Source organism: Ruminiclostridium cellobioparum DSM 1351 = ATCC 15832 (assembly GCF_000621505.1).
Lineage (GTDB): Bacteria > Bacillota > Clostridia > Acetivibrionales > DSM-1351 > Ruminiclostridium > Ruminiclostridium cellobioparum.
The window spans coordinates 24988-39426 of sequence record NZ_KK211295.1; the positions used below are offsets into that span (position 1 = coordinate 24988).

A 14439-nucleotide genomic window follows, 5' to 3' on the forward strand; every position below is an offset into this window, starting at 1 on the left:
TATTATTCATTCTTAAGGAGTTCAACAATATTCATTTTTGAAGCTTTAATAGCCGGAACCACAGAGGCAATAATTGTTGTTACAAGACCGCAAACAACACACATTAATACAAATAGCAAAGAATAATGGATATTTACCGGAAGCTCGATTGCGTCCAATAATAATTGTCCGGTATTCACAAGCACAACTCCTGTCATCGCACCTATACTACCTCCAACTACTCCTCCAGTCAGCGATTCCAGAATTATCATCTTTATCATTTGACTTTTACTCATACCCAGTGAACGCATGACCGCCAGGTGTTTTTTTCGTCGTAAGAAATTGAGCATTAAATTATTGAAAACTCCGATTACCCCTAATATCAGGGTCAATACCGTAAAACCTTTTCCTACTGAATAAAGCTGCCTGTTACTTATTATATTCATCTCTTTTTGCTGTTCTTTTGTAATCAAATATGGTTGAAGATATGCAAACTTTTCTTTTAAAATTTGCACTTCCTCATCAGGATTTTTATCTGTTTTTATGTATATGGGTTCAAAATTTCTTAATCTTATATCATTTTTAAAGTTTTTTTCAGAAATCAATGCATAACTGCCGTTTGCATTAATACTGTAAAAAAATCCGATAACTTTATAATCATACCTTCTTCCAAACGCCCCCAGTAATAGTGTATCTCCTATCTTCAAATCAAATTTATCTCTAACCCTCGTTGTCAGCAAAATATTTCTTTCGGCTCCAAGCTCATTTATTATGGCTTTTTTATCTCCCTTGATATCAATATCAAAGTAATCAAGAAATTTATCACTATTAATCCCCTGGGTAACTGTAATAGCGCTGTTCAGGTTAAGCAAATCTACATTGCCTACAGAATACATACCATAAGCATCACTAATACCGTCATAGTTTTCGATGGATTTAAACAATGCCATATCAGCTTTCTGTATTGACATGTAGATGTCATATTTGACGTTGTCGTAATAATTTACCAGTTCCAGACTTGCACTATGACTTAAAGTATTAACTAAAAACAATATCGAAGTCCCCATTGTCAACAATCTTAAACAGCTTATAATGTATTTGTTACTTTTCAAGTTATTTAAGGCAATAATGCCTTCATTGCCAAAAGTAATACGATATATGTACTGAAAGACATTGCATACTGCCCTGCAGACAATTGGTATGGTTAACGCTGAACCAACGATTGCTGCCAGTAAGCACAGAGTATCCAATATCAAAGCAGATTCTCGCTGAATAAAGAATGGTGCTGTGAGTGAACCTATAAAAAGAATTATTCCTATTATGCTAAACACTAATTTTCCTTCCTTTTTAGTCTTTTCAATTCCAAGAACTATATTCTTTATAGATATTCTCGAAACTTTCATAATAGGTACTATCAGACCTATGACACTGATAAGAATAGCCATTGTCATAGACATTAAGAGATATATCGGGTTAATGGAGGCTGTCGCTTTAAATCCATCAACAGTTGCCGGTGCAGTATAAATTGACATTATGTAAAGTATACCAATCCCCAATCCTGATGAGAGTATTCCTCCGATGAACCCATATATAAGACTTTCAAGAAATAGCGTCAAAATAATTTTTTTATTTGTTGCACCGATACTCCTTAGAGTTCCTAGTACAGGCATTCTTTCATATATTATTATATTAAATGTAGAGGAAATAATATAAATACTCATAATGGTCAGAATAAGCGTTAGTATGATAAACGGTGTAGATACCTTTGTGTTCTGACTTTTTATCTCCTTATCTGAAAAAGGTTCCTCTACTGTATAACGATTATATTTATCTCTTAAAAGATTTATCATGCTATCTTTTACTGAAGCGTCTTTCAGTTTTATATAAGCGAGATTTACCTTGCCCTTTTCATTGTATATTACACTTGCGGTGAATGAGGGAATAACTGCAGTTGTACTCTCCCCATCCGTAATAAAAGGCCCTTCCTGCTTTGATATGCCGCAAATCTTAAACCTGTATAATGCTCCGTTAATATTTAAATCTATTTTGTCTTCTAACTTCAAGTTATACTTCTTTGCCATAAAATTACTGATAACTATTTTTCTGCCTTCGAAAGGGTAAAGGTCTGCTTGTTTATCAATACTTATCGGCGTAATTTTATTCAAATCGTCAATATCTATGCCCTTAATCTCTATGCCTTTTTTTTCTTTATTATAGGTATAGGTTGCATATCCATTAATTTCTCCAACCAGATATTCCATGTACCCATTATACATTTCAGCACCACCTAAATTAAAAAAAGGCGATGGAGAATCCCAGTTTTTATGTATGATTATATCTGTATATCCATAATCGTATCTCCATCTTTCGGTTTGCATCTTTATAATAGTATCTGAAATAGAGATAGATGAAAAAAACAAAGAAGAGGCTATGGTTATAGAAAACAATATAAGTAGCGCAAAAAGCTTATTGCTGATTATATTTTTAAATGCCAATTTAATAACCAATTTCAACTGTACCATCACCCCGATTTTTTAACTATTTAATAGAACTTAGTCCTTTGTGCAATTAAACTCTATTATTTTTTCTTTTACAGACTTTAACTAAAATAATTGTTGAAACAATTGCGCTATATACCCCTGTAATTAACGTAGCAATATCATAATATGTAACTGGGCTGTTAACAAGAACTATTACACATCTTTCCTCTTTTTACGAAATGTTTATCTATTAGTTTAAAACACCCTTCTCATCCACATTCTGCCTTTTCCTGACATATTCAGCTAGACTGTTTAAATTTGGATACTTGGTGTAATCCAATTCATTGTCTTCAAATTCTATCCCGAACGTTGATTCTATTGTCACTATCATCTTTATAAACGTCATCGAGTTGATACCCAGAGATTCCAACAAACTATCTAATATCGCCCCACTACTGGGGACTACTATTTTTAAAGTATCCATAAGAATGCCTATTAATTTATATTCGATGCTGTCAATTTCAAGTGTTGACAGATTGTCATCTTCATCATTTTCGCAAATTTTAGCCGACGGCAACGATTTATAGTCAAGCTTACCGTTATTGTTAAGTGGAATTTTATCAATCCTGATATACTCTAAAGGTATCATATAAAAAGGTAACTTCCTGGATAATGTTGCCTTAATCTGGGAGTTTTTGAGTTCAATATCAGAAACAATATAAGCACACAAATATTTGTTGTCATCATTTTCTACAGGTACAACTACTGCTTCATTAATTCCTTGAATCTTTGTTAGTTGCTCCTCTATTTCCCCAAGCTCTATCCTGTATCCCCTTATTTTTACCTCGTGATCTAATCTTCCCAGAAATTCTACATTCCCATCTTGTGACCATTTCGCCATATCTCCGGTTCTGTACATTCTTTCTCCATGTTTGAAGGGATTTGGAATAAATTTCTCATCTGTCAGTTCAGGCTTGTCCAAGTACCCTGTAGCTAATCCCGCTCCCCCAATATAGAGTTCTCCTTCCATCCATGGGACCTGAAGTTGCCCGAATTTATTTAATATATATACATATGTATTGTTTGAAGGTTTCCCGATTGGAACAATTGCTGTCTCAAGGTTATATGGAATCTTATAGTGCAGTGTGTCATCAGAACACTCACTTTGTCCATATGCATTATATAGTTCAATATCACTGTACTCGCTGAAAAAATTATTGACTATCTGCGCCTTCACCTCTTCTCCGGTTAATACAATCTTCTTTAAATTTAGGAGATCAAGTTTAGAATCACTTCGTGATCTTATAAAATCGAGATATCCAGCCATGAACGATGGAATCAATTCCAGTATAGTGACATTATCGTCATTTATCCTTTTAAGCAGCATATATGAATTTTGTATTAATTTCTCGGGATACATTATAAGCTTTGCTCCTGTAAATAAAGGTGCAAAAACCAGCCAAATTGAAGCAACGAAATTAATACTAAGATTATGGGACAAGATACTCTGATCATTTATTCCTAGTACTTTTATCTTTGTATAAGCGTGATTAATTATCCCTTTGTGATTCAACACAACTCCTTTAGGATTTCCCGTGGTTCCGGAAGTGTAAATAATACATGCCGGATGGAAAAAAGAGTTTTCACTTTTCAGATTTGAACCATGGGGTATATATAGTTGTTCATCATTAATATCCAATATTTCCCTATCGAATTTAAACTCAGAATACAGAACTGTATTTGTCAATAAAATATGTGCTTTACTATCCTGAAGCATATATTCTATTCTTTCATGTGGATATTTTGAGTCTAAAGGAAGATATCCAGCTCCTGCCTTAAGAATTGCAAGTATTGCCACAACAAGTTCGTATGACCTCTCCAATAGTACTCCGACAATGGTTCCCCCGGTTACCCCTTTTTCTCTTAAGCTCCTTGCTAGCTTGTTAGACATAATATTTAATTCTCTATAAGTTTTTTGCTTACCTTCTATTACTAGAGCTATTTTATCAGGCGACCTTTTCACCTGTTCCTGGAAAAGCTCATTAATGGTTTTCGTTATGTTACAATCAACATAGGTATCGTTAAATTCAGAAAGTATCTGCCTTCTCTCGTCATCAGTCAATATATCAATTCTATTTACAGGTATATCAACATTCCATACTATCTGCTTGATAATATTCTTAAAATGCTCGGGCAGGTTCCTCATTAACTCCTCATTGTATACTGTTGGGTTATAAACCAGCTTTACAGTCAAGTCCTTGTCCTGAATGACTTTTACATTCAGATCATACATTGTTTGCTCATACATTTCGAAACCATCTACCGAGAAGTCTATATCCTGTACTTCCTGCCCGGATGCTTCTTGTTCCGGCAGGTTCAAATGAATAATTATATGTTCTATCAGCTTTTCTTTCAGTTCTGTTCTGGATTGAATTTCAGCCAGAGGAAAGTAACTATTCCTTATATTGGTTATTGACTCATTTTGTATGCACTCCAGCAAACTTTTAAAAGTTAGTGCGTCATCCGTCATCCTAACTCTAACAGGAATAGTATTGATAAATAGCCCTACCATTTGCTCAACCCCTGCTAATTCAGGCGGCCTACCAGATACCACTATGCCGAATGCCACATCTCTTGTATTATTGTAGCTTGCAAGAAGTATAGCCCATACAGCATTGAATAAATTACTAATTGTAACTTGATGCATCCTGGAGATAGCTATAAATTCTTTCGTCAGATCCATACCAAATGAGAATGTGAATTCCTTCTGTATGTCTTTTTTCGCGTTAATGTAATTATTTATTCGGGGTAACGACACCTGCTGCTCATAACCGTTAAAATAATCTTCCCAGTACTCTAAAGCTTTGGTTTTATTCTGTCTTTGCAGCCACTCTATAAAATTACTATATGGATAAACCACTCCCGCTTCTACTTGTTTATTACCTTTCAAAGAATTATAAATATTGAGGAATTCATCTATAATTATATTGGTAGACCATCCATCCATAATAACATGATGGAAACTCCAAACAACAATAAACGAATTTTCACTCGTTTTGAACACTGAAATCCTCATAAGTATGTCGGAAGTCAAGTCAAAACCATTACGCTTATCTGCTTCCTTCCATTTTTCAACATGTTCAATCCTTTGGCTTTCATCCATATCGGATATGTCATTAAAAAATATGTTTGAATTCCTATGCTTTAAAACAATCTGCCTTGGGTTTTTAACCTGACTATATACGAAAACAGTTCTGAATAATTCATATCTATCCAAAAGCCTATTGTAGCTTCTTTCCAGTAATTCTGAATCGAATTCTCCGTTTAATACAAAGGATAGCTGTTGGAAATACGCATTTGAACTCTTATGCGCTATAGAATGTAAAAGGATACCCTCTTGTGACGGAGATAATGGATATATCTTTTCAATTCTACCATCATACTTTTTCAATATGCTCCCAAATTCATATATAGACATCTCGTATTCGCCATAATCAGAAGGTGTTGCTTCAACTACTTTCCTGTTCATGCAGTGATTTATAACTGTATACAGATTACTCTTAAAACTCTCAACCATAATGGCTATCATTGTCTCGTTGTAATCTTTTCTGTTGTAAACAATATTTATCGTCAACTTTTTATTTATTACCATAAATATAATATCAAGTACATGTGATCTTTCTAGGAACATACCTGGTATTGAACAAATATATTGAGATGATAAACCATCATACTTTAATAAATCTTCATCTCCGCCAAACTCCCCAAGGTAGCTGAAGGATATATCAGCAATCCGGTTAGTCTCTATACTTTTCCTGCCTTCATTGTCAACAATATTCTTTAAAATATTGTACCCAATACCGCGTTTAGGCAATCTTCTATTGCTCTCTTTTACACTCTTGATTTGGTCTGAGATGCTATTTGATACAGATATATCTAATAAAAATGGATGTATTGATTCAAAACACCCCACTGTCCTTGAAACATCAAGATTTTCAACGGCTCCCTCTCTAGCGTTAGAGATTATGTCAATCACCATTTTATCAATGTTCAGATTATTTTTAATTGTCAGGCCCAGAGCAGCCAGAAGGATGTCTTCACCTTTAGTATTATACGCTCTGTTTACATCATTCAATAATTTTTCAGTCTCTTCCTTTGGCAAGAGCAGCTGGTATGTTTCATTTTCCTCATGCTGATATTCATTAAACAACTCGTCCTTAGGTAATCTAACTGTATCCAGAGCCTCGATATTTTCCCAATACTCAATTTCTCTATATAATTCATCATCCTTTGTGTATGCTTGAACCCTTTCCGACCACTCTTTGAAAGAGCCGGTCTTTGGTCCCAAACTCATTTCTTCGTTATTAATAATTTGCTTATAAAGGGTTGAAATATCCTCGTACAATATTTCACAGGATACTCTATCTACCACTAATGAATTTACACCAAACAATAGATAATCGCACTCATCGGTTTTCAGTAAATTAACTTGTACTACTCTGAGCACTTCTTCCTGAGTTGAAAGTTCTTTAATAATCTTTTGGACCTCGTTTGAGTAATCTTCGACCCCTCTTATATCATATGTCACTAAATTATATAGATTAGCTTCCATTCCTCTATTATAAAGTGATATTCCATCTTCAATTTCACATGAAATTCTTAAAGCATCATGATGCTCAATAAGTTTATCACATACCATTTCAATGTGACGTTCATCTAGCCTGCCTGTGGAACAAAACATAATAATATAGGCATAAGAACCTCTTTCCAGAACTTTGGAATTAATTATCCAACTATGTAAAGGAACTAAAGGTATATTGCCTTCCAGGTACCCCTCCATAATCTCTTTTGGACTCAGACTAACATGAGAGCTGAGTTGTTCTATGGTCTTGTATTCAAATACATCTTCGAAATTCAGCACCATCCCCAATTTGTTCATGCGTGCTAAAATCTGTATAATCTTAATAGAGTCCCCTCCCACATTAAAAAAGTTATCTCGTATACCCACTGTATCAAGTCCCAGCACTTCTTTCCATATATCTACCAGTTTTTCTTCAATCTCGTTTCTAGGAGCCACATATTCCTGAGTTAAATAAACAGCCTTCATCTCTAATAACGCGTTTCTGTCTACTTTTCCGCTCAAAGTTAGTGGTATGGATTCAACTTTAATGTAGTATAAAGGTATCATATAATCTGGCAATCTACTTGCCAGGTATTCTCTTATATTGGCCAAATCCGCATCACCGCTGCATACCAGATAAGCCACCAAGCATTTATCGTTGTTGTAATCCGCCTTCGCCATGACTATGGCTTCTTCAATTAATTCATGTGTACGGAGTACGGATTCCACTTCTTTCAGCTCTATTCTATATCCCCTTATTTTGACCTGCTGGTCTATTCTACCTAAAAATTCAACATTACCATCAGGCAGCCATCTTGCTAAATCTCCAGTCCTGTACATAATCTCCAATGGTTTAAATGGATTCAATATGAACTTTTCATTAGTTAGTTCAGGTAAATTTAGGTAGCCTTTGGATACTCCATCCCCTGAGATACATAGCTCCCCTTCGAGCCCAGGAACCTGTATTTGTCCGAAACTATTTAATATGTATACATGTGTGTTATTTGAAGGTTTTCCAATAGGGACCTTGGTTGTTCGGGTATTGAACGGTATTCTGTAGTGCAAAGTGTCATCTGAACATTCACTCTGTCCATATGCATTGAACAGTTCTATATTCTCATACTCTGTATAGAAACTATTTACAACTTGGGGCCGCACTTCTTCACCTGTCAGCACTATTTTCTTTAAGTTTTCCAACTTAAGCTTCTCATCTCCAAAAGATGTTATAAAGTCCATATAACCAGCCAAGAATGAAGGAATTAATTCAAGTACCGTCACACCATCATTATCCACTCTCTTGAAAAGCTTGTATGGATTCTCCATAACACCCTCAGGGTAGAGAACCACCTTGCCGCCAATAATTATCGGTGCTAAAGCTAACCAGATTGATGCTACAAAATTGATGCTGAGATTATGACTCAGGACACTTTTTTCATCCAACCCCAGTAAATTTATTTTCGTAAAAGCGTGATTGGTTATGCCGTAATGGTTGAGTACAATTCCTTTGGGATTGCCAGTGACCCCCGAAGTGTAAATTATACATGCCGGATCGGACGAAGAGTTAATAACACTCAGATTTGAGCCGTTGGTTTTATAAAGTTCTTTCGAATTTATCCAGAGTATTTCCCTATCAAATCCGAGGTCTGAATCTATATCTCTATTGGTCAATATTATAAAACTTTGGCTGTCCGAAAGAATGTACTTTATCCTTTCACGGGGATATTTAGAGTCTATAGGCAGGTACGCACCGCCTGCCTTCAGGACAGCCAAAATTCCTATTATGAACTCCGGCTTTCTATCCATCAGTATGGCAACAATCGTTCCAGCTTTAACTCCTTTCTCTCTAAGGCTTCTTGCTAGCTTGTTAGCCAAAGTGTTAAGTTCTCTATAGGTTATATGTTCATTTTCGAACTCTATCGCTGTCTTGTCAGGCGTCAGCTTCACTTGCTCCTGGAAAAGCTGGTATATAGTTTTCTCCTTCTGGTATTCCCTGAAGCTGTTATTAAAGCTGAGATTTCTATCAATCTCCTCATCAGTCAAAATATTTATCTTACTAACCGCTATATTTGTATTACAGGTTACCTGCCTTAAGATTCGAATGAAATGTTCAGGTAGGTTTGCAATTTGCTCCCCATCAAACGCTGAGGAATTGTATATCAGCTTTACTTGCAGATTCCTACCAGGAAAGACTTTGACACTCAAATCGTACATTGTCTGCTCGTACATATCGAAACTATCTACCCAAAAGTCAGACTCTTGCCCGCTTCCTGATTCAGCGTTCTGTTCCGGCAGATTCAAGTAGATAATAACATGCTCAATCAGCTTGTCCTTCAGCTGAGTCCTCGACTGTATCTCTGCCAACGAGAAATAGCTGTTCTTCATACTTCCAACAGCATCATGCTGTACCCTCTCCAGCAACTTAGTAAAAGTCAGTCTTGATTCATCCATTCTGATTCTCACAGGTATGGTGTTTATGAATAATCCGGCCATGCTTTCGATGCCATTAAGTTCAGGGGGTCTCCCTGACACTACTGCTCCGAACGTCACATCCTGAGTGTTATTGTAATAACCTAGAAGGATACCCCATATTGTGTTAAAGATATTGCTTGTTGTGGTCTGGTGTCTTCTTGCAATTTCACGAAGCCCTGTTGTCAGTTCTTCTCCAATTGAGAACTCCACTTCCTTTTGTACATATTCCTGGCCCGTTTCACCCTTTCTATAGCCAGGGAGTGATACCTGCTGTTCATAACCATTCAGGTAATCCTCCCAGTACTTCAGCGCCTCATCCTTGTTCTGTCCGTACAGCCAATGGATGAACTGGCTGTACGGGGATATTTTCTTTAAATCGGTTGAGATACCCAGCTTAATTGAGTTATATATCTCAAAAAATTCACCAATAATTATATTGGTTGACCAACCGTCCATTATAATATGATGATGGCTAAACACTACAACATGAGAATCATTATCTGTTTTAAATACCAAAAACCTGATCAGTATTTCCTTAGTAAGGTCAAACTCCCTCTTCTTATCATTATCTTTTGCCTCTTCCATATATTGAGTTCTTTGTAGCTCGTCCATGTGCGATATATCTTCAAAAGCTATCTGCGCTTTTCTATTTCTCAGTACTATCTGTCTCGGACTTGTCAACCCATTATAGGCAAAAGCAGTCCTGAACAGTTCATAGCGTTGTATAAGAATATCAATAGTTTTCTCCAGATATTCCAGTCTAAAATCACCCTTTAAATTAAAGGATAATTGCTGGAAATAAGCTGTTGAATCTCTGTGTAGAACAGAATGAAGGAGAATTCCTTCTTGAAGTGGGGACAAAGGATATATTTTTTCTATGTTGCTATCAAACATTCCTGCCAGGCTTTCATATTCCTCTGAAGAGATACCATACTGCCCCTCATCAGATTCGTCACTCAGATAATATTCGGAATTTATGTCGGTTCCATTTAAATTTAGCACCACATGCGAACTAAGTCTCTCTATGGTCTTATACTCAAAAAAATCCTCAACATTAAGCTTCATACCAAGCTTGTTCATGCGTGCTAAAATCTGTATAACTTTTATGGAGTCTCCACCGACATAAAAGAAATTGTCCCTTATACCTATTTTTTCATTTCTCAGCACATCTCCCCATATATTAACCATACTCTCCTCGATTTCATTCCTTGGAGCTACATATTGTTCTTCCAAAAATACAGGCTTAATCGCTGAAAGTTTTTTTCTGTCTATTTTACCGTTAGGTGTTAAAGGCATTGCTTCCACCTTCATAAAATAGGAGGGTATCATATATTCCGGCAATTCTTCCGCCAGATAATCCCTTATATTTACTAAAATGGTCTCACTGTCGCTTATTAAGAAAGCTACCAAGCTTCTACTGCCATCATCCGTTTCGCTGAAAACCACAACAGCCTCTTTTATCAGCTGGTGCTTACGAAGTATGTTCTCTATTTCTTCCAGCTCGATCCTGTATCCTCTTATCTTGACCTGCTGGTCCGCTCTTCCCAAGAACTCAATATTCCCGTCGGGTAGCCATCTTGCCATATCCCCTGTCCGATACATTCGCTCTCCTTCTCTGAAAGGATTTGATACAAATTTATCATCGGTCAATTCAGGCAAATTTAAATACCCCCTGGCTACTCCATCACCCCCAATATACAGTTCACCAGCTATACCAATGGGCAGTAACTCCATATTACTACTGAATATATATATATAGGTGTTGTCTATAGGCTTCCCGATATTCACCTCATCATCTTCTCTTAGATCCTTAATGGCAGACCAAATTGTAGTTTCGGTCGGTCCATACATATTATATAGCTTTGTGTTCTGAAGTTTCTTCAATTCATTAAAAAGTGTCCTTGGTAAAGCCTCTCCGCCTACCATTAGCTCTTTTAATCCGCTTAAGCAGGATAACCCTTGCTCATCGTTTATCAACATTTGTAATCTGGAAGGAGTCATTTGAACCATATCAATCAGATTTCCTAAAATAAGCTTGGCCAGCATTTCAGGATTTTTTTGCTCTTCTTCATTAGCCAGGAACACTTTCATGCCTAATGCTAATGGTAGTAACGTCTCCAATATGAAAATATCAAAGGATACTGTTGTTACAGCAAGTATGGATTTCCCTTCTTTAAATTCTATCTTTCGTGAAACACCATTGATAAAATTAGTAATTGATTGGAGTTCAATCATCACTCCCTTAGGTTTCCCGGTAGATCCGGAGGTATACAGCACATATCCCAGAGATTTTGGTGATATGGAACTATCTATATCTATATTTAAACTATTTCCTTCATATAGGCTGCTATCCTCAAGCTCTATCACTTCTCCACTAAAAAAATCGTGATTAATGAGGTCTTTTTGAGTTAGCAATAGTCTGGATTTGCTGTCTTCAATCATAAACTTGATCCGCTCTTTAGGGAAATCGGGATCAATAGGTAAAAACGTGCAGCCTGCTTTTAATATACCTATAATCGCTGCTATCAAATTAGTGGTACGTTTCATTGCAATACTTACTATACTTTCAGTTCCTGTATTCTTTTCTTTTAATAACCAAGCGATTCTATTTGCTCTCTTATTTAGTTCAAAATACGTAATACATTCTCCTTCAAAACAGAGTGCTATGTTTTGAGGCACTTTTCCTACCTGTTTTTGAAATAGTGATACAATAGTTTTTTTACGATCATATGAATTAGTTGAATTATTAAACTGCTCCAAGATCAAGTTTTTTTCTATTTCGGACATAATATTGATTTGATTTAATTTTATACTAGGATTTTGAACAGCAGAAGCAAGAAATGCGATAAATTGATTAGCAATGCAGTCAATACTGCTTTTTTTATATGAGTTTGTATCATACTCTATATTCAAGTCGATATTTGAACCAATATTAAACGAAAATATTATGCCGGCTCCTGAGTTTTCGATTGAATACTCGTCATGAATACTTTTCTCTAAAACAATAATATTAGGTGTTGCATTTGTTTCTTGTATGAAGTTCAAACTCTCCATAACCATCTGAATTGACAGATTTTTGTTTTCATCTGCTTCAACAATTGTATTCTTTACTTCCAAAATAGAATCTCTAAAACTTGTTTCTTCATTTATATTAAATCTTAGGGGGAGAAAACTATTAATCTGTTTGATATTCTTTTTAGATTTGAATGCGGGCATTGCAAAAAGTATATCATTTTTACCAGTATACCTGTTCACAAGAACCATTACCCCACATACAAAAATAACAAAAGCTCCATATTTAGATTCCTTGGCAATCGACATAGTTCTCTGAACGATATTAACAGGAATTTTATAGCTTAACCTATCACTTGTAATATTATGACCCTGATGTCTGAAATTATTGGCATTGAATGTGCTAAACTCATCAATTCCTTCGAGTTTTTTCAGCCAGTATTCTTTTTCTTTTACCAATTCACTTGCTGAATATAATATATTCTGTGTATATCTATCCATATACGAATTCTCCTAATACTATTACTTTTAACAACACTTATTACTTGTATTCGAGAAGTTCTGATTTAAAGATCTCAAACTTTGTACGCCATTGCTCGGGCCACATTTTTTTTGATATTTCTTCTGCCACTGTTGAAAATGTTTCTTGAATTCCTTCTTTTCCTTGCAAATTTTCCATTCTTCTTTTATATTCGTTATAATAGCTGGAATCAAGCACCTCTTTCCTGATCTTTATTAATTCGCTATAATCTCTTTGTTCATTAAACTTTTCTATTGCAAGCAAAACTTTATTTACAATAATCTCATTAGGATCCCCTTTATATAGATTTTGTATAAAATTTAAATAAGGAGGAAAAAATACAGGGCCTAGAATTAGTTTTTTTAATGACTCTGATCTTTCACTTATGACCCAGAAAATAGCGTCAAACACTGTGAAGATTTCCGGTAAGCCGGTGCTGTTTCCTCTAGTCACGCCTGTCTCAATCAGCGTTGGATTATCTCTAAATTCCTGGAACAAATAGTTCTGCATAGTATAACCTTGCCTTATAAGGGGTGAACACAATATATAGTCTGCTCCTGCAGTATCTAAAATGTCGAAAGTATCTTTAAATAATTCCAGTGATTGTCTACCATTCATACCTGGAATTCCTATCAGGATATTCGCATTAGAAAAAAAACCTATCCTGCGAATATTTTCTATTGCAGAATAGATATTTTCATCAGTAATCCCCTTATTAAGCCAATGGTTTCTAATCCACTCGTTTGCGACCTCAGCTCCAAACTCAATAACAACCTTTCGTCCTATCTTACCTTTCAATTTGGCTAATTTTTTTTCATTAATACTTGATGCACGGGTTTCAAGATAAAAAAACATAGCTTTTCTGTTAAATAAATTACCTTGATTAAACATTTCATCAAAAGCTTCATCCGTAAGCTCTTCCGGATTAAGACAATCATGTCCGGATATCAGTTCCGAGACTCCCGGGTCTACTAAAACCCCTCTTTGCTGTTCGAATTTTCTTCTTACAGCTTTTGCATACAAATTGGAATCTATTTTGTTAAGAGCAGCCATTTTGGCATATCCAGCTATGTTTCTGGAAAAATAATCACAAAAACTACAACCCAGAAATATTCCATTTCTATTACAATGTGGACACCCTGAAGTTTCAAGGATAGTTATATTAATCCATTTATCAGTGGTGTTGTTCTTCTTGTTCATGTCACTAACTATATTATTGTATAGCTCCTCAGGATTACATCTAACCGCTTCGTCATAACACTCTTTATACCTGTTTGTAACCGGTTGCCATATTCGTGATATTACTTCTTCGATAAACATTAGTGTGTATCCCCCATATTTAGCTATGCTATTACTGA

The 14439-nt window shown here is 35.5% G+C and carries 3 protein-coding genes; all 3 read right to left on the reverse strand.

All coding sequences use genetic code 11. The annotated features are described in order from the left end of the window. Positions 1–2: 2 nt before the first annotated feature. Entirely contained in the window at positions 3–2492 is a 2490-nt protein-coding gene (locus tag T344_RS0125410) for an ABC transporter permease (RefSeq protein ID WP_027631042.1), read from the reverse strand. A gap of 217 nt (positions 2493–2709) precedes the next feature. Beyond that, positions 2710–13062, reverse strand: a complete 10353-nt coding sequence (locus T344_RS0125415; protein ID WP_027631043.1) for a non-ribosomal peptide synthetase — start codon at positions 13060–13062, stop codon at positions 2710–2712. A 40-nt stretch (positions 13063–13102) separates the two neighbouring features. Beyond that, entirely contained in the window at positions 13103–14401 is a 1299-nt protein-coding gene (locus T344_RS0125420; protein WP_027631044.1) for a hypothetical protein, read from the reverse strand. Between the last annotated feature and the right edge of the window lie 38 nt (positions 14402–14439).